We start from the raw sequence: 18,909 nt of genomic DNA, 5'->3' as shown, positions 1-18,909 counted from the left end.
ATTAGTTAAATTTGGTTATAATTCTGCAATTTTATTTTAGGAAAGATGATGCCAAAGCGAAGTGATATTAAAAACATTTTATTGATAGGAAGCGGTCCTATTGTCATAGGGCAAGCTTGCGAATTTGATTATTCGGGCACACAGGCGGCTAAGACCTTAAAAGAGCTTGGATACCGCGTTATTTTAATTAATTCTAACCCTGCGACCATTATGACAGATCCTGAATTTGCTGATGCAACCTATATAGAACCTATCACAAAAGAAAGCATTTTAAGCATACTTAAAAAAGAAAAAATCGATGCCATTTTACCCACTATGGGCGGTCAAGTTGCCTTAAATGTGGCTATGGAAGTGTTTGAGAGTGAGGAATTTAAAAAAGACTTTTCCTTTGTGAAATTCTTAGGTGCAAATCCTGAAGCTATTAAAAAGGGCGAAGATAGACAAATTTTTAAAGAGTGTATGAAAAAAATCGGTATGGATTTACCTAAATCTATGTATGCTTATGACTATGAAGAAGCCTTAAAGGCAGTCGATGAGATAGGATTTCCTTTGATGATACGCGCATCTTACACGCTTGGAGGAGCGGGAAGTGGTGTGGTGTATAATTTAGACGAATTTAAAGAGCTTGCCACGGCAGCATTAAGCCTCTCTCCTATTCACGAAATTTTGATTGAGGAGAGTTTGCTTGGCTGGAAAGAGTATGAAATGGAGGTTATACGCGATAAATTCGATAATTGCATTATTGTTTGTAGCATAGAAAATTTAGACCCTATGGGTGTGCATACAGGAGATAGCATTACCATAGCCCCAGCCCTAACCTTGACTGATAAAGAATATCAAGCAATGCGTAATGCCTCTTTTGCTATCTTGCGTGAAATCGGCGTGGATACAGGCGGCTCTAATGTGCAATTTGCCATTCACCCACAAAATGGCAGAATGATAGTCATAGAGATGAATCCACGCGTTTCACGCTCCTCCGCTCTTGCCTCTAAAGCCACAGGTTACCCCATAGCTAAGGTAGCCACGCTTTTAGCGGTGGGCTTTAGTTTAGATGAGATTAAAAACGACATCACAGGAACTCCCGCTTCTTTTGAGCCGGCGATTGATTATATTGTTACAAAAATTCCGCGTTTTACCTTTGAGAAATTTCCAGGAGCGAATGAAATTTTGGGCACGGCGATGAAAAGTGTGGGTGAAGTGATGGCTATGGGTCGCACTTTTAAGGAGAGTTTGCAAAAAGCACTTTGCTCTTTGGAGAGAAATTATAGCGGTTTTGATAGGGTGCAGTTTGAAGATAAAAATGAACTTGTTTTTAAGATAAGAAATGCAAATGAAAAGAGACTTTTATATCTAGCAGAGGCTTACAGACAGGGCTTTAGCACGGAGGATCTTTATGAGTTTTGCAAGATAGATAGATGGTTTTTAGAGCAAATTAGAGAAATTGTGGAATTTGAAAAGTGCATTGATATGGACATTTTAAGCGACAAGGTGCTTTTAAGAAAAGCTAAAACGATGGGCTTTTCGGATAAAAAAATCGCCGCTTTAGTCAATGAAAAGGATAATTTAGAGCTTTCACAAAATGATATTTATTATGCGAGAATGAAGCATAAAATCATAGTCGAATTTAGCGAGGTGGATACTTGTGCAGGGGAGTTTAAAGCTCTTACGCCTTATCTTTACTCAAGCACTAATGCTAGTGAGCTAACCCAAAGTAAATTTGAAAACAAAAAGGAAAAAAAGGTGCTTATTATAGGCGGAGGACCAAATCGCATAGGACAGGGCATAGAATTTGACTATGCTTGCGTGCATGCGTCTTTTGCACTTAAGGATTTAGGCATTAAGACCTTGATGTATAACTGCAATCCTGAAACCGTTTCGACCGATTATGATACGAGCGATGTGCTTTATTTTGAACCTATTGATTTTGAGCATTTAAGAGCGGTGATTGAAAGGGAAAAACCTGATGGCGTAATCGTGCATTTTGGAGGGCAAACTCCGCTTAAATTTGCTAAAAGGCTAAGTGCTTTTGGGGCGAAGATTATTGGCACGAGTGCTAGGGTGATTGATTTGGCTGAAGATAGGGAGAAATTTGCACTTTTTTGTGAAAATTTGGGGATTAATCAGCCTAGAAACGCTACTGCCACTAAGGTTGAAGAGGCTGTTTTAAAAGCGAGTGAGATAGGTTATCCTGTGCTAGTGCGTCCAAGTTATGTTTTAGGTGGGCGTGCGATGCGCGTGGTGTATGATGAGAGTGAACTTCGTCTTTATATGCAAGAGGCGGTGGCTGTGAGCGAGAGAAGTCCTGTTTTAATCGATGAGTTTTTGGATAATGCTACGGAGATTGATGTTGATGCCATAAGTGATGGTAAGGAAGTCTATGTGGCTGGCATTATGGAGCATATAGAAGAGGCTGGAATTCACTCAGGTGATAGTGCTTGCTCCTTGCCACCTTGCAATATTGATGAGAAAACTCAAGAACTCATTTGTCAAAAAACCACAGAAATAGCTCTAAATTTAGGAGTTAAAGGACTTTTAAATATTCAGTTTGCCTTACACGAAAACAAGCTTTATATGATAGAGGTAAATCCTAGAGCTAGCCGCACCGTGCCTTTTGTGAGTAAGGCTACGGGAGTGCCTTTAGCTAAGGTTGCTACGCGTGTGATGTGGCAGGGGAATTTAAGGGAGGCTTTGAGCTTTTATGACTGCTTTGGAGTGGTTGATTTTAAACTTTTACGCCCTAAAAAGTCAAATTATATTAGCATTAAAGAGGCGGTTTTTCCTTTTGTAAAATTAAGCGGAAGTGATTTAGAGCTGGGACCTGAAATGCGTTCCACAGGCGAGGTAATGGGCATTAGCAAGGATTTTAATAAGGCTTATGCAAAAAGTCAAATTTGTGCTTTTAATCCTCTGCCTAAAAATGGAGTCGTCTTTATCTCCCTTAAAGAAAAGGATAAAAAATTCGCCGCTAAAATTGCTAAAGCTTATACTCAACTAGGCTTTTCTTTACTTGCTACAAGTGGCACTTGTAAGAAGATTAAAGAGGCTGGTTATGCGTGTGAGTTAGTGTATAAAATTTCAGAAGGACGCCCTAATGTCGAAGATAGGCTTAAAAATGGCGAAATTCATCTCGTCATTAATACAAGCGATTCGCATAGTTTCGTGGGGGATACGAAGAAGATTAGGGAAAATATTTTGCGTTTTAAAATTCCTTATTTTACAAATTTACGCTCGGCTTTTGCGGGAGCAAAGAGCATTAAGGCTATGCAGGATAAAAGCTATTTAGAGGTTAAAAGTCTGCAAGAGTGGCTTAGGGGGTGAGGGTATGATAGAAATTTTAGCACATCGTGGGTTTTGGCGTGAAAAAGAGGAGCAAAATACCCTTGCAAGTTTGGTTAAGGCTTTTGATATGGGCTTTGGCATAGAAACAGACCTTAGAGACGGAGAGGGTAAGCTTTTACTTTCTCACGATATCGTTACTTTCTTTAAAAAATTGTTCAAATTTTGTAAAATATCGCCAATTTTGAATAATTTTATCACATTGAGGTTTCGTATATTTTAGCTTTTTGTCAAATTACTCCAAGTAGCTATAACTAAATTTGGGCAAAAACTAACTTTACCTTAAATAACCTAGATAAACTCAAATTAACCTAAAATATCCTATAATGTAAAAAATCTTAGGAAAACAATCATGGATATAAAAATTGAAAATGCAACATTTGAAAATATAGAATTTATAAAATATTGTTTTTCTTTAGGATTCAAAGAAAAGCATTTTTATAAAAAGGAATTTGCAGAAAATGACAATATAAAAAATATAATACAAATAAATAATCCATTTATATAATTTTTTATTATCAAAAGTGGCACTGATAATGCAGGTTTTGCTTTTTATAAAAAATTGAATATACAAAAAACATGTTTGAAATTAATATGTTATATATTCTAAGCAATTTTAGAAGAAAAAAATTGCTTCAAATTTCATTCAATACTATGAAAATATATTTCTAAAAATAATAACAATGAAATATTTCTTATTGCTGGTTGCAACAAAAATAATTCCAAAAATACTACTAAACTTTCTGAAAAATTAGAATATAGAATACAAGAAAATCCAAAAATGAAAAATTCACATTTCTAACAAAATGCTTAAAAAGATAAAAAATGCAAAGAGGTGAAGCTAAAATTGAATTTTACTCAAATATAAATTATTTAAAAAAAAGAATTTAAAAATGGTTGTACTAAATTTCTTTATAATAAAGCTTTAAAAGAAAAACTTTAAAATAACTTATAAACAATATAATAAATATTTCAATGATGAATTTAAAAATAAAATCACGAAAAAGAAACAATACAAAAAGATAATTAATTTTTTAGTTTTAGAGAATTAAGAACCTTCAAGCTAAAGATTGATACAAAATCAAAAAAAGTATTTGATGCTAAATCGGGAAAAGATATTAAAAGTAATTTGTTATAAATCTGAAGTATTTACAATTCTAGCATTAAAGTAATTCAAATAACCGATCTCGCTTCTTTTAAATTTAACAGCTAAAATTCTATCATTTTCAAAGGAATTCTCCATATATTCTCGAAAATTAAAATTTCTGCTCCTACTAAATATTTATTACTAAAGAAAACACTAAAATAAAACCCTATATTTGTTTCAAGATCAACACAATTAATAAGTATATTTGCTTTTTTACTCCATTTGATATTATTAACAAAAATATATAATTCATTATCTAAATTCAAATCTTTAGTTTTTTCACTTAATTTCTCAATTCTTTTTTACTCCTTTCCATTTAAGCTCCTTTAAAAATCTTAACAATTATAAAAAACAAAGCTTAACGCCAAAAATAAAAATATTTAAGAAAATAAAAAACTTAAATAATTAAATTCCCATTTTACCATTACTTTAAGTTTCAAAGAAAAATACTCTAAACTTAAAAAGAAATATTATTTATCAAAAGCTTATAATATCGATATTCAAAGTAATTAATTTGAAAAGTAGAGTTTTTAAATTGCTTCTTTTTGGTATATATAACATAATAAACCTTTTAGGTGCTATATTTTGCATTGATATAGGGTGCGAGGTGCGCAATCGTCTAAAGCAACAAGCGAACTTATTGTAGTAAGAAGAGTAAGAGATGTTTAGCCTCTTCAAATTTTACAAATGAGCGTTAGCGAAATTTGCTGTAAAAAATTTTTGCTTTCAAGAGTAGATTAAGAAGGAAATGTTATGCAAATAAATTTAAAAGTTAAATGATGATTATATCTATCATAAATAAGAAAGGTGGAGTCGGCAACCCCCCCCCCCTTTTTTTTGCTTTTTCTATTGCTAAAGAATTGATGAAAATATTTCCGCAAAAGACTTCATTGTCCTTAAAGATGATACTAGCGATTTAAACAAAGCTAGACAAGCGGAGCTGACAAAAAACTTTGAAAATACCATTCAAATGATAGCAAATAACTATCAAAAAGAATATAAAGTTTTAGAATACAAAGGATTGATTATTAGCGGAGAAAAAACAGATTTAAACACCTTAAGTTTTTATGTTTCAACTCCTGATGGTCAAACTATAATGGAGCCTGAAAATATGGTTTATAAAAGAGATGACAAAACTTTTTTTAAATTAGAAAATTATGTGAATTTCGGCGGTTTTATGAAAAGGTTAAATAATTTTTATAACGATTTAGAAAAATTTAGCCAATTTAATAAAAGCAAGATAGAAAGTCTTAAAAAAGAAATTGCAGAGCTAGAAAATATTACAGGAGACAACACTCCTATTTATAAGAGAAAAGACTATTTGGAGGCATTAAGAGAAGATAATCGCATTGTCATAGAAGAAATAGAAAAAATGAGTAAGCAAAAAGGTTATAAAAGTGATTTCGTGTCAAAATCTGCAAAGATTTTAGAGGATTTAAATAGACAAAGTAAAACTATAAAAGAAAATGAAATTGACTATTGATAATTGCTTAAAGTTTTTATTAACATTTTTATATTATAATCTTTCTATAAAAGTTTTGGCAGTAACCTTAAATATATTCAATAGCATTTATGGTAAGCCCTTAACTATATGAACCGCACGATATAAAAATGTCTAAGTGGTTCAATTCTTCTTAAAGTTTTAAAATGTTAAAAAAGTAGCAATATTAGTAGATGGTAATTTTTTTATAAGACGCCATAAATCTTATTTTAAAAAAATTTAAAAAACTAATCACTATAAGCCTTCTCCTAAAGAATTGGCAAAAGCTTTGCATAATCATTGTTTAAAACATGTTGATAAAAACAAAGAAGAGTTATACCGCATTTTCTTTTATGATTGTAAACCTTTAAATAATAAAGCTCATAATCCAAAATCTAATGAATGCATAGATTTTGTTACAACTGAAACTTATAAAGAAAGAATAGAATTACATAAATGTTTAATCTCTAAGCCTTGTCTTGCATTAAGATTAGGTTATCTCGATGAAAAGAGTGCTACTTGGATTATTAAAGATGAGAAAAAACATAAGAAATTATTGAGTGGAAAAATGACAATAGAAGATCTTAGCAATAATGATTATATGTATTATGAAAAACAAAAAGGTGTTGATATGAAAATAGGTATTGACATAGCTATTCTAGCTTTAAAAAAAACTAGTCCAAAAAATAGTCTTAATTTCTGGCGATAGCGATTTTGTTCCTGCCTCAAAATTAGCTAGGATAGAAGGTATCATTTTTACTCTCGATCCAATGGGTAACCCTATTAAAGAAAATTTGCAAGAACATATTGATTATTTAAAAACTACACTACCACGCTTCAAAAAAGCGACTAATTCTTCTCTTAAGTAAAGAAGCTCTAAGATTTATTTATTTTTATTTTAAAATATTAATTTTAGTCAATATTATTTCTATCTATTCTTCCTCTCTTCTCTATCTTTTAAAGTAGATTTAATGATATTTATACATTTTTCAAAAAATTTATCATATCTTTCTTTATCATCTTCCCTCAAATCGAATAAATCAAAAAGCATGTAAGATGTTTGTCCGCGATCTAAAATATTTTTTGGATAATGCTTTAAAGATAAAAGTTTTCTGTAATCATCTTCATTAAATTCTAAGCAAGAAATTTTATAGTTGAATTTTTGATAAAATTCATATAAATCACAAAGATCGCTACATTCTCTAGCTTCCATTATAAAATTATTTCCTATACAAAAATCAGTTTGATATAAACCAAATTCATTATTTCGATTTATTACAATTATTCTAGTATGATCAAGATTATTTTTAGAAGTTACAATATAAATTCTATCAAATTCTTCAGCCTCTTTTATAAATTGGGAGTTAAAATTTGATTTAATAAGATCATTTGCAAATGGAGAGTCTTCCCCTGTCAATAGCCAATTATGATTGATTTTAAATGTTAATGCAAATTTTTCTAAAAAATCAAAATCTGGATACATTTTAAAATTTAAAATTTGATTGATTTTTGCATAATTACTTTCACCCATTGCTCTCGAACAAGTTATTTCACTTAATTTTAACTCATTAAAGATATGATTAATTCTATTAATTAAATCATTATGATCTTTTGAAAAAACATTATTCATCGTATTATCTCCTAAATTATGTAAGTTTAGCGAAGCAAATCCTTCCTGAAAATTCTTAATTATACTTCTCAGATTATAATTTTCAAGCATTAATTCTAAGGCTACTTTAGCTGTTTTGGATATCCGCGAACTATCACTCCAAGAATCTATTGTAGTTTTTGATAATCCTAATTTTTCAGCCAATTCTGTCCTACTCATCCCCAAAGTGTTACAAACTTTTTTGAACATAAAAAAACTCCTTTTGGAAAATAATTTCTGAAATTAAAGCATAATAAAATAAAAAAGTCAAGTTAAACATATTGCATAATATTTTATATTTTTTATGTAATATAATCTAATAAAGTCATCTTTTTCTGATTTCTTTTCAGCGATGATTTGATAAGTCCAATTTTGTGAGCTTAAAAAGCTATCTTTTGGAACAAAGTTATATTGTTTTTCCAAAATGGAAGTGTTAATAGTTAAAATAGAACCATTATCTAATTTTTTTGGTTGCGGGGCAGAACACCCAACTACTAATGAAGCAATTACAGCTAAACTAAGCGACATTTTTTTCATTGTTTTCTCCTATGATTTGAATTTTTACTTTGCATTCTCCTTTTAAGATTGCATTTTCTAATTGTTCTCTTGTTGGAATTTTTCTTATTGTTGATAAGCTTTTTGAAACAGCTTTAAATTTATCCATAAAATAAGAATCTGAATAATAAAATGCTTTATTGCATAAGATAGGTTTGCCACTATCAATAGTAATCAACTCGTTTTCAAAAGCCATTTCTCTCAGCTCTTGCGGTAACATTAAAGCTCTACTTGCTTCACTAATACTTCTTGAGCCACCACCATTACCACTTGTATTAATACTTCTTGAGCTTGTTTTAAAAGTGGTATTTCCTAAAATCCTAGAAATAGCTTCTGCGTCTTCTTGTTCTCTTGGTGCATAAAAAATTTGACAAGCGTGATTTGTTAATAATGTTTTAGCTCCTTCTTTTCCATAACCTAAAGGCTGTTGCGTTTCAAGTTGTGAGTTAGATTGATAAATCATTAAAGAGCGTAGCCAATATCCAGCCATAAAGCTTACAGCAGATTGATAGATAGGAATTCTACCAGGTGCAGTAAATTCGTCCATAACCATTAAGCAGGTGTATTTTAATTCTTTATTGCTTTGTGGCAATTCTTTAGTATTTAGTAGAATAAGTTGCGACCAAAATATATTTAAAATAAATCCAGCATTTGCTAATTGATCAGGCGTAATTCCTATATAAATTGTCATTTTCTTTTTGCGTAAATCTCTTAAATCAAAATCACTTGTTTCTGTGCTTAATCTTAGAGTTTCACTTTCAAATGGCACAAGAGGAGCATTAAAAGAACTCATTACGCCCGATTTAGTTGCGTCTGAGCTGATATTAAAATAAGTTTCTAAGCGTCTTATGGTAGCTTCATCTAAAATTTCACAATAGACTAAAAAATTGTATGTATCATCAAAGCCTCTAATGTTATTTTCCTCATTTTTAAGAGTTAAACCTTTTGAGAGTTGTAAGATATTGTAAAAGTTAAATTCTCCTACATCTACATTAAAAGCTTTTTGAAAATCTTTTCCATTGCCACTAAGTTGCAAATCACGCCATAAATAACAAAGTCCTATGAATAGATTTTGAGCTAATCCGTTGAAAAATTTTGAAGTAGAATCCCCATCAAGTGGATAAAGGATATTGCCTAAATCCATTAATTGACTATCGCAATGCTCTTTATCATTCATATCAATGTAGCTTAAAGGATTATAGCGATGTGTTTGTCTTGAAAATGGATTAAAAAGATAAACTTCTTGTCCTAAGATTTCTTTTCTATATTTACTGGTGTAATCAAAGCATTCTTGCTTAATATCTTGCACCACAGCACTTTCTTGCCATTCTAATAAATTTGGTATCACAATACCTACACCCTTACCACTTCTTGTAGGAGCTCCTAAAGCTACAAATTGCTGACCGCCAAATCTTAATAATTTTCCCTTATATTTTCCAATAATAATACCCTTATCCCCAAATAAATTCATTTTTTTAATTTCATTAAAATTAGCAAATCTAGCTTCGCCAAATTGAGATTTTTTGGTTTTTAAGGATAACACCAAAAGAGTCAAAGCAAACAAACAAAATGCGAAAGTGATACCCAAAGAAAGCCATATTTTTGGGTAATGATTAGCGACTGCCTGTAAAGTGAAGTTAATGTTATAGATTTCAATCGCTTTCATTATTTTTACTTTGTTCAAAACAAAGAAAACAATAGGAGTTAGTAAATAGGTAAAAATGAAACCTACTAGAATAAGAAAAATAATTTGAAGGCTTTTATTGTTTTGCATTTATTTCTCCAAGTCTTTATTTTTAATAGTTTTGTTTGCATTATTTTTGGTGTTAAATTCTTTGAGTTTTGATTTAAAATCCTTTGTAGATTTGTCTTGCTTTGCCTCATTTGCATAGTATCTTGCTACTTTAGGATTTTTAAATTCCATTTGTTTATTAAGATTTCTATCAGAGTAAAAGGTTATAATTTGCTCATCAGAGGGGGAAAGTGGCAGTTGTCGCCCTCCCCTTTGATAATCTTTCGTGATATTTTTTAAATGCCTTTCACCTATTTTGTCAGTAATAGCCCTAAATCTAATTCCTTCATCATTTTCCCATTCATAAATTTTTGCTTCTTTTTCCTCTACAAATGGTTCTTTAAATATTTTTAAATATTCTCTTATAGAATTACCTAGATTTAAAAGCTCTTCCATTGTGATTTGTCCATCGCTATTTTCTTCTAAATGAAGTTTGATATGATTTGCACCCATTCCTTTGTCTCTTCTTGTATCGTGAAAACCCTTTACATAATGCACGACATAATCTATAATGGCATTTTCAATAGCTTCAAGCTCTGCATTAATAGGAGTTGAGTTTTTTTCATTAAAACTTACATTATAAATGCCTCGCCTTTCTTTATTCATTTTATTTCTCCAAGTCTTTATTTTTAATAGTTTTGTTTGCATTATTTTTGGTGTTAAATTCTTTGAGTTTTGATTTAAAATCCTTTGTAGATTTGTCTTGTTGTGCTATAAAATTATTTTCAAAAAATTCTTTATTTTTACTCACCATTGGATCTCTTGGTTTGCCACCAACTTCATAATGATGAGAATAAATTATTTGATTGTTCTGATTTCTATCTTTAAGTGTAATATCAACACTAAAATCTTCTTGCGGAAGTCTTTTATAAAGCTCACTCATTATTTCTGTAAGATATTTATTAGGACTATGTATTTCTTGCGTGATAACTTGCTCCATTTTATTAAAGGCATTAATAAAAGAAACTTTCCATTTATTTGCTTTTTTACCTGTTAAACCCATTGCAATAAATGAAAAACCATCACGAGACACTTCATAGGCTGGTCTAAGTTCGCCTTTTAGGTCTTTATAATTAACCAGCCGAATTTTCGGCTGGTTAAATTCTTTCATATCTCCATCATTTAAATAGTTTTTAATGATATCTAAAATATGAGTATGTCTTTTTTCAAATACTCTAGCTATATCTAAGCTGGTGCAAAATATTTGATTATTTTTGGTAGTAAATTCCATTTTTTTATTATTTATATTTACAAGATTTGTGTTTGTTGCTTCTGTTTCTTGCCTGTTAATTTTCCACATAGACATATTTATCCCTTTTACTTGATATTCTCTATCTCTTTAAAATAAATTCCACTAATACGCCTTTTTCCGTGATGAGCGTGGATATGAACGACAATATCAATCAAATCTTTCAGTGTTTTTTGGATAATTTCAAAAGGCACACATTGACCTTGTGGGTTTTGTAAAGTCATTAAGGCAAGTCGTGTAAATGTTTCTTCAGGGCTTCCTGCGTGGCAACTTGTGATACTCCCTCCGTGACCACTTGCTAAAACATTGATAAAATCATAAGTTTCAGCACCTCTAAGCTCTGCTAATAAAATCCTATCAGGTTTCATTCTTAAGCAGGACTTTAAAAGCGTTGCAGAATTTAAAAAATCCGTGCTTTTTGCTTCACTTGGATAAAATAATTGCACGAAGTTTTTATGCTCGTAAAATTTGATTTCTTCTACATCTTCAATCGTAATAATCCTATCATCAAGACTGATAAAATCAATTAGCGTTTTCATAAAAGTAGTTTTTCCACTTCCTGTTTCTCCAGCAATGATAATGTTTTTACCATAGCTTACAGCCTTAGAGATGAAGCTTTGATAATCTTTTTCTTCATAAAGCTTAATGAGTTCTGCATCGCTAGGCTTGATGGTGTTTGTATCATTAGGATTTAAATCCTCAAAAAGTCCGCTTTCAATATGATTTTGCATTTTAAAGCGAGTTTTGCTAGGTTTTCTAATGGTGATTGAAATATGTTCGCTTTTAGTAGCAGGTGGGATAACGATTTGCATACGCTCCCCACCTACTAAAATACAACTAAGAATAGGACGAGAAACATCTATTTTGTCTTTTTTAAAAGCAGCAGCCGCAGTTGCAAAATGTCCAGCTTTTTCAAAGTCAAGCTTACTAGGTATAGCTTCCCATAATCCTTTAGAATTTTGTAGCCATACTTTATCATCGCCGTTGTAACAAATTTCATTAATGGAGTCATCTTTTAAGAATTCTCCAAAGTATTGATTTGTGTATTTATCTAAGGTGATTGACATTCTTTTTCCTTGTAAGTTTATAAACCTTTGAAAAATCAATATCTCTATTGACATAAACGCCAACTAAATCGCCGTGATTTTTATAAAGAGTTGGCTTAATATCAATCATTTTTTCTAAAGCAGTGTTAGCGATTTCACCGACATTTTCCCTTGTATTCTCACTATAATTGTAGTAGTTATTGCCATTTTTATTGTTTTTGCTTAATTGGTCAGCTAGTATTGCCATACCATCATCAATCATTGAAAGTAAAATAGCAGAACCAAATCGTTTTAAATAGTGATGATCCACCCAGCCTTGCATTCCACTAGCACCTAGCTCATCAGTAGCTCCAGAATATACAGGAATAATAATATTATTAGGTGTTCTAATTTCTTGCCAAATAACAAAAAGTCTATCCATACCATCATCCATTTGACCCGCATTAAATGTTCCTGTGATAGTGCTACCTTTTTCAATTAAAAGTGTGTTGCCATTTGCAGAATAAACATCATTAGATACTATGCAGGCAATCCCTCCTTTAATAGAGCTAACAAGCCTTGTTTTTAAAGCACAGCCAATATAAGTTCCTTTAGACAAAAGAAGATTTTGGTCAAACTCACTCACTTTAGCAATTGTAGGAGTGAAAACTTCACCTGTAAATTCTCCTCCACCTTGCAAATTATTAGAATTTTGTAAAGCACCATTTTGCCCAAATTCAAATAAGGTATTTGGTTTTTCTCCAAACTCTCTGTTATTGCCAGCATTGCCTCCCTCAAATCCTCCGCTATTAGTTGAAGCAATGACCGTAACTCCTGCACCTTTTACAATTCTAGGCTTTGGAGGTTTTGGCTCAAGCATTAAAGGTTGTTCTTGTTGTGGTGTGTTAGCGATAAGTTCGTCAAATGTCTTTTGTGGAGGAGGTGGAACAAATTCTTTAGCCTTAACGCTTTGAGCTAAATCTTTATTTTCTTCCTTTGGTGTTTCTTCAACACTTTGATTATTTGATGAAAATGATTTTAAGAAATAAACAATTAAAATGATGAGCAATAAACCGCCAATAGCAAAGATTGTATAAGCTTGTATCTTTTTGAGATGATTTTTTTGCTCACTCAATTCGCTTGTGTGGCTATCAAAGTCATTTTCTAAGCTATCTTGCTCTTTATTTTGCATAATTTACCCCTTATTTTTTATTAATTTCTCTTTGAATATTTTCATTAGAAGTTTCTCTTGTTTTTCTCAAAGGATTTTTTGCGTATCCACGATTAAAAATTCCTACGACCTTATCCCCACTTCTTAATAAAATTTGTTTTGTGGTTTTTTGTATCACTAAAACTTCATAGTTGCCATCTTTTTTAATATGAGTGTTTAAAATGCTTTCTTTACCATTTTCATACATAAAAACAGCAGGAAAGGTTTTAGTATTATCAAAACCTAAATAAGTAAAAACACCATCATCATACGCAAAATTTGGACTTATATCCTCACTGCCTTTATTGACTTTCATATAAAAATCCCAATTTCTAGGAATGGTATTTTTATCCAAATCCGTGCGTATATTTTCTTGTTCCACAGCTTCTAATAATTCTTTTGTTGCTTGTAAATCTTTTTGAGGATAGGAGAAGCTAAGTTTATAAGTTGTATTTTTATTATTAGCGACTAATTTTAAATCAAATACATAGGTATTTAAATTTGTGATGACAATTAAGTTTGTTTTCCAATCATAAGGATTAGGATCTACAACAAATTCTTGTGAGCTTTGTTGTTCTGCTGTGCTATTTTCATCTTGATGAACTAATTGTGTTTTGTAAGCTTTAGGTTTGATAAATAATAAATTGTCTTTTTGAGTTAAGTCCCAACCTTCAGCAAATCCTGTGGCAGTATTGATAATTCTTTCATCAACACCAAATTCTAAAACACTTACATAGCCATTTTTAGAATTAATTTGAAAAACATCATCGGCATTATAAACCGCATAAGCGATTCTTTTATCAAATGTAGAAGTTTTTGGGACATTCAAAGCCCAAACGAAATTACCTAATAATAAACTTGCTAAAATTATCTTTTTCATTTTTCTACCTCATTATCAATTCTGTATGTTAAAACTTTAAATCCTAGTGGATTTAATAATCTATTTTCTTCACTAGCTTTTCCTAGCGTGTAGTCATAACTTAAGGTGATGACTTTTGTAGCTTGTGATGTGCCTCTACTGGATAGATTTTTTGTAGTAATGTTTGCTCTTATTGTTGAAGTTTTAACTCCGTTACTTTCTCCTAAAACAACACTTAAAATTTGCACGCTTACTTCATTAGAGTTTTTTAAAATTTGGTCTCTTGCATTATCTCCCTCATACAAAGCCCTATACTCATTTGCAACATTTTCTGAACTCATTAATTGGGTGAGCAAATAATCTTGGTTTAAAAGCTCGTAATAATAACCCTCTCTAGCTTTAATGTATTGAGAGATAAAGTATTTATCCAATGCTTCATTTTGCGTGATTTCTTTTTCATCAAGCAGAGTTAAAATATCTACCATACCTGTGGTGTTATCTACCCTTATTACATAAGGCTCTATGGTTTTTAAAGGTGTTAATAACACAACAGCAATAAGAGAAAGAGAGGCTATAAAGATTGCAACAAAAGAGATAAGCCACGCTCTTTTATTGCTTTGCTCTATCAAATATCTAAAACTTGCTTCGTAATCTAATGCTGTATTAAAATCATTTTTCATTTGCATTACCTTTATTTAAGTCTTGATTTTGCGAATTAACAGGTATCCAACCTTTTTTATCGCTGAAAAAATCATCATATTTACCCTGATGTTTAGCACTACAAGCACTCAACATCAAAACACCAAAAAACAAAATAAAAACAAATTGAAATTTACGCTTCATTTCTAGCCCTTTCATACATTTTTTTAGCTAAACTATAACCGCCTTTACCTAAACCCTTACCCACAGCCCAAGCACCTTTACCAGCTAATTTAGCACCAGCTTTACCATAATTCATAGCCATTCCAGCAGCCTTACCTGCAGGTTTCATAGCTAATTGACCAGCAGGGCTTAAAACAGAACTCATCGCACCACCCATAGCACCATCCATTGATACATTTGCAACTTTTTCAGCAAAGATTTTTGCAGAATAAATCATAATAACTAGTATCAAAGAAGCAATGACATAGAAAATGCTTGTTCCTAATGGTTCTGCTCCTGATTGTGTGTGTTTTGAAAATGAAATAATCCAACCGCTTATTTCTCCCATAAAGGTTTTTAAAAATAAGCCAACAAGTAAAAGCACAAGAGTGTTTGATAATAAAAGCCCTATCCATTGTGTAAAGACATTTCTAGTAGCTTTAAAGACTAAAAGCCAAAATACTATGGGAGCAGAAATTACAAGCAGGGTTTGTGTAAAAGTTGTAACAATTAAGATAGAGAGTGTTGGAATAACAGCAATACAAAATCCTATATAACAAAGACACATTGCTACAACAGCTAAAATAGAATCCCCAACTCCACTTGATTTATCCCAAATAGTATTTGCTAATTTTGCAGTGTTTGCAAACATTTCGTCTAGATTTTGATACATTTGTGCTCCCCCTCCAGCCCACTCATAAATTCCATCCATTGCACCAATAACTAAATCTAACCAACCTCCAAGATTTAAAGCAAAGGTAATAACTAAAAGCTTTCCTGCCATATCCCAAGTAAGCTCTCTAATAGGACTTTGACTTTTACCCATTAACACCTCATAGCCTTTATACATAATGACTAGAGTGATGATGATAGAAAACAACACCATAAGTTCAGCAATCTTATCGCTTGTTCCTGTTTGTCTAATGGCATTAATAATTTGTTCTATACTTAAACCTAGAGTTTGAAAAAAATTCATTTGTTATCTCTATGTTTAAAATACTTTTTAATTTCTTCGTCTGTAAGTTTTTCATTTTGAAAATTTTGAAGAGATTTTGAGTATTCCTGCATTGCTAAATCTTTTTTGATATTTCTTTGATTTTCATAGCTCGCATTAGCTAAATCAACTTGATTTTTTACCATTTGTATTTTTGCAACCTCTAGTTGAATAGCATTACCCACATCAGTGCTTTCTTTAATGTCCTTTGAATTGACTAATCGCTCTTGCAATTTTTTAAGCGTTTGACTAATGGTATCCATTTGCTTTGAGGCTTGATTGTAGGTTTCTACTTGAGCAGCATAGGTGATTAAATCCATTTTGCAGATATTTTTTTCACTTTGACTCATATAGTCAAAATTACATCTATCAAAACTTGTATATTTGCCAAAAATTTCATTGCCTTTATCGCTTAAAAATTCTTGTGGGTCTCTTAGAACATCATTGTAAAAGGATTGAATGTTTTCTCCAGCTTCCGCAAAATCTGAATAGATTTGTTTTATATCTTTCACAAAAGCCACAGAATCTCTAATGCCTGTTTTTGATAAAAGTTCGTCTTTATAGGCTTGGATTTGTTTTTGATAGTGCGATACAGTTTCAGTCCATCTTGTGGCTTCTTTAGCCCACTCTGCAACTTGTTTAGCATTTTGTGTAGCCATTTGTTGATTTGCAGCTGCATCTACCACAGGAATACCTGCACTAAATGCTAAATTAGGCAAAATTAATAAGGAAGTAAGAGCGATGAGGGATTTTTTAATTCCTGTTGTTTTGCTTGTATTCAATGTTTTTTTCATTTTATTACCTTTCTAGTGATTTTTCTTGTTTTTTTGAAAGCTCTTTGTCAATGGAATCTTCTAAAATTTGATTAATATCCTCTTGTAAAAAAGAAGATATATATTTATTATCCATATAAAATTGATACGCTTCATCTAAAACAATTTGCTTTTGATTTGCGGTGAGTTTTTCCATTGAAGAGTTTTTTTCAAATAAAAACAAGGCTTTGATTAATTTTTCATAATTTAAAGCTCCAATCTTATTTGCCAATTCTTCAACGCTTAAATTTTCCATAGATATAACTCCTTTTTTATGTTTAAAATGGAACTTCTTCAGATTCCACATTAATGGCTTGGTGTTCGTATTCAACGCTTGGTTCTTTTGGTGGATTTTGTATTGCTTGTGGAGTTTCTTTATCTTTTTTGCCTAACCAATAGAATTTAGACACGATAACGCTTAGTGTTGTTTTAACATTTCCTTGTTCATCGGTGTATTGACTAGATGATAATTCTCCACTACACGCAAATTGAGAGCCTTTTTTGATATACATAGAAGCACTTTCTGCACTCTTGCCAAATAAGACAATAGGTATCCAAGTCGTGCTACTTTCATCATTGCCTTTTTCATTTTTCCAACGCTTAGTGATAGCAAGAGAATTTTTTGCATAAAGTTTTCCTCCACTTGTATTACCTACTTCAAAATCTTTGCCCAAATAGCCGATTAAATTGACATTATTCATTGTTTAGCTCCTTTTTATTTGTGTGATTCTTTGGGTCTTTTGGTGTGCGATTATCAACAAGATAATCCAAAGAAAAAATATTTTTAGCTTCTTTAGAGTGAGGTTTATCTGTTATAATTACACTAATTTTGTAATCACTTTGAGGCAAATTTGGTTGCACAAGTGCCATTAAATCTATAATGTATTTATTAGGATTTAGAAGTTCTTTTTTTAGAAGTCTTTCCATTTCATTAAAGGCATTTAAAAAAGCGATTTTCCATTGTAGTGCAGTTTTTCCTGTAAAGCCCATTGTTAAAAGTGAGAAGCCATCTCTGGTTAGATTATACATAGGCATTTTTCTATTAACTATCTTTCCATTCTTAGGGTTCGTTGTTTGCGAGGTTCTTACGACCTGCCGAAAATTGAGCATTTCGTTAGAAGCCCCTATTTCTCGTAAATCGCTTAAAATGCGTTCAATGCTTACTAGTATATGTTTATGTTGCTTTCCAAAAACCCTAGCTACATCTAAACTTGTGCAAAAAGTTTGATTATCTTGAGTGCTAAATTGCACTTCTTGTTTATTAATAACCACATTCATCGTTTCAACTCCTTTATATTGATTTGAGTTTAAGTTTTGTTTTTGGCGTTAAATGCTTTAAGTTTTGATTTAAAATCCTTTGCAGATTTGTCTTGCTGTGGTATAATTTCATTATGGACAGAGCCACGAAAATCGGGGTCATTAAAATAGGTAGCAGAGCTGACCCTGTCTGCTTGCCTCTGTCCCCTTTCTGTTTTACTATGAGCTGTTAGCAATCTATTAATTTCTTTACCATCTTGCTTGTATTCTCTACTTCCATAAGCTATAATATTTTTATCATTTGCTTTAACTCTCCAAGTATAATCATTTGTTTCCGCATTGTATTCAGGATTTACACCCTTAGCCACCTTAGGAAAAGAAAGCATTTCTTTAGTTGTTACCATACCTCTTAAATTTGGATTATCAAGGTGCTTAGTGATTTCTTTCTCCATAAAATCTTTATCAACCTTAATGTCCCCTAGCTCACTTTTAACCATAGTATGCGTTTTATCCTCTTTTAGCACCTTATACATGCTAGAGCTTTCTTTTTTGCTTTGTCTATCCCAAGCGAGGTCTTTAAGATTAAGTAATCTTTGCTTAATCGCACCAAGAGTTTTTTCAAGCTCTTTGACTTCATTTTCTAAGGCTAAAATCTCTTGTCTTAGTTTTTTATCTCTCATTTAT

General features: G+C 31.4%; 19 protein-coding genes and 2 pseudogenes. 5 read left to right on the top strand and 16 right to left on the bottom strand.

Annotated features, from left to right (window positions below; translation table 11 throughout):
• Positions 1-48 precede the first annotated feature (48 nt).
• From carB to CVULP_RS07440, 5 genes and pseudogenes are all read left to right on the top strand, one after another.
• Positions 49-3,318 (top strand): carbamoyl-phosphate synthase large subunit, encoded by a 3,270-nt coding sequence (gene carB, locus CVULP_RS07460; protein WP_099507486.1) that lies wholly within the window; start codon positions 49-51, stop codon positions 3,316-3,318.
• Between the two features lie 4 nt (positions 3,319-3,322).
• Positions 3,323-3,559, top strand: a complete 237-nt coding sequence (locus tag CVULP_RS07455) for a PI-PLC domain-containing protein (protein WP_099507485.1) — start codon at positions 3,323-3,325, stop codon at positions 3,557-3,559.
• Positions 3,560-3,688: 129 nt separating this feature from the next.
• Entirely contained in the window at positions 3,689-3,844 is a 156-nt protein-coding gene (locus CVULP_RS07450; RefSeq protein ID WP_180753059.1) for a hypothetical protein, read from the top strand.
• Between the two features lie 1,507 nt (positions 3,845-5,351).
• Positions 5,352-5,966, top strand: a pseudogene (locus CVULP_RS07445) (SNF2-related protein); the annotation flags it as partial.
• Between the two features lie 181 nt (positions 5,967-6,147).
• A pseudogene (locus tag CVULP_RS07440) lies at positions 6,148-6,832 on the top strand (NYN domain-containing protein).
• 59 nt (positions 6,833-6,891) lie between these two features.
• Here CVULP_RS07440 and CVULP_RS07435 read toward each other — a convergent pair.
• Genes CVULP_RS07435 through CVULP_RS07360 form a run of 16 tightly spaced genes read right to left on the bottom strand, consistent with a single transcriptional unit; the run spans position 6,892 to position 18,905 of the window.
• The gene (locus CVULP_RS07435; RefSeq protein WP_213276838.1) at positions 6,892-7,821 is read right to left on the bottom strand and encodes a helix-turn-helix domain-containing protein; all 930 of its coding nucleotides are present in this window, start codon (positions 7,819-7,821) and stop codon (positions 6,892-6,894) included.
• Between the two features lie 57 nt (positions 7,822-7,878).
• Entirely contained in the window at positions 7,879-8,148 is a 270-nt protein-coding gene (locus CVULP_RS07430) for a cag pathogenicity island Cag12 family protein (protein WP_265415662.1), read from the bottom strand.
• A complete protein-coding gene (locus CVULP_RS07425; RefSeq protein ID WP_213276818.1) occupies positions 8,129-9,940 on the bottom strand; it encodes a type IV secretory system conjugative DNA transfer family protein in 1,812 nt (603 codons plus the stop codon). The genes CVULP_RS07430 and CVULP_RS07425 overlap by 20 nt, the downstream gene beginning before the upstream one ends.
• A complete protein-coding gene (locus CVULP_RS07420) occupies positions 9,941-10,564 on the bottom strand; it encodes a hypothetical protein (protein ID WP_099506933.1) in 624 nt (207 codons plus the stop codon).
• 1 nt (position 10,565) lies between these two features.
• Positions 10,566-11,264 carry a Rha family transcriptional regulator gene (locus CVULP_RS07415; RefSeq protein WP_099506934.1) on the bottom strand — a complete coding sequence of 233 codons (699 nt, stop codon included), beginning with the start codon at positions 11,262-11,264 and terminating at the stop codon, positions 10,566-10,568.
• Positions 11,265-11,275: 11 nt separating this feature from the next.
• On the bottom strand, positions 11,276-12,274 hold the full coding sequence (gene virB11 / locus CVULP_RS07410) for a P-type DNA transfer ATPase VirB11 (protein WP_199374434.1): 999 nt from the start codon (positions 12,272-12,274) through the stop codon (positions 11,276-11,278).
• Complete coding sequence (gene virB10 / locus CVULP_RS07405) at positions 12,255-13,424, bottom strand: type IV secretion system protein VirB10 (protein WP_006803311.1); 1,170 nt, start codon at positions 13,422-13,424, stop codon at positions 12,255-12,257. The genes virB11 and virB10 overlap by 20 nt, the downstream gene beginning before the upstream one ends.
• Positions 13,425-13,434: 10 nt before the next feature.
• Complete coding sequence (virB9, locus tag CVULP_RS07400; protein ID WP_099507585.1) at positions 13,435-14,322, bottom strand: P-type conjugative transfer protein VirB9; 888 nt, start codon at positions 14,320-14,322, stop codon at positions 13,435-13,437.
• Positions 14,319-14,981, bottom strand: a complete 663-nt coding sequence (locus tag CVULP_RS07395; RefSeq protein WP_099507586.1) for a virB8 family protein — start codon at positions 14,979-14,981, stop codon at positions 14,319-14,321. Before CVULP_RS07395 ends, virB9 begins: the two co-directional genes overlap by 4 nt.
• A complete protein-coding gene (locus tag CVULP_RS07390) occupies positions 14,971-15,144 on the bottom strand; it encodes a hypothetical protein (RefSeq protein WP_006803308.1) in 174 nt (57 codons plus the stop codon). The genes CVULP_RS07395 and CVULP_RS07390 overlap by 11 nt, the downstream gene beginning before the upstream one ends.
• Positions 15,134-16,138, bottom strand: coding sequence for a type IV secretion system protein (locus CVULP_RS07385; protein WP_099506968.1), 1,005 nt, complete (start codon positions 16,136-16,138; stop codon positions 15,134-15,136). Before CVULP_RS07385 ends, CVULP_RS07390 begins: the two co-directional genes overlap by 11 nt.
• A complete protein-coding gene (locus CVULP_RS07380; RefSeq protein ID WP_257874322.1) occupies positions 16,135-16,950 on the bottom strand; it encodes a type IV secretion system protein in 816 nt (271 codons plus the stop codon). The genes CVULP_RS07385 and CVULP_RS07380 overlap by 4 nt, the downstream gene beginning before the upstream one ends.
• Positions 16,951-16,954: 4 nt before the next feature.
• A complete protein-coding gene (locus CVULP_RS07375) occupies positions 16,955-17,224 on the bottom strand; it encodes a hypothetical protein (protein ID WP_213276854.1) in 270 nt (89 codons plus the stop codon).
• Positions 17,225-17,246: 22 nt separating this feature from the next.
• Positions 17,247-17,669 (bottom strand): single-stranded DNA-binding protein, encoded by a 423-nt coding sequence (locus CVULP_RS07370; RefSeq protein WP_213276852.1) that lies wholly within the window; start codon positions 17,667-17,669, stop codon positions 17,247-17,249.
• Positions 17,662-18,246 carry a Rha family transcriptional regulator gene (locus CVULP_RS07365; protein ID WP_265415661.1) on the bottom strand — a complete coding sequence of 195 codons (585 nt, stop codon included), beginning with the start codon at positions 18,244-18,246 and terminating at the stop codon, positions 17,662-17,664. Before CVULP_RS07365 ends, CVULP_RS07370 begins: the two co-directional genes overlap by 8 nt.
• A gap of 29 nt (positions 18,247-18,275) precedes the next feature.
• Positions 18,276-18,905, bottom strand: a complete 630-nt coding sequence (locus tag CVULP_RS07360) for a hypothetical protein (RefSeq protein ID WP_265415660.1) — start codon at positions 18,903-18,905, stop codon at positions 18,276-18,278.
• Positions 18,906-18,909 lie beyond the last annotated feature (4 nt).

This window comes from Campylobacter vulpis, from assembly GCF_014217995.1.
In the GTDB taxonomy this organism is placed as follows: domain Bacteria; phylum Campylobacterota; class Campylobacteria; order Campylobacterales; family Campylobacteraceae; genus Campylobacter_D; species Campylobacter_D vulpis.
Note: the sequence above shows the minus strand (reverse complement) of the source record. Positions and strands in the feature narration are given on the sequence as shown.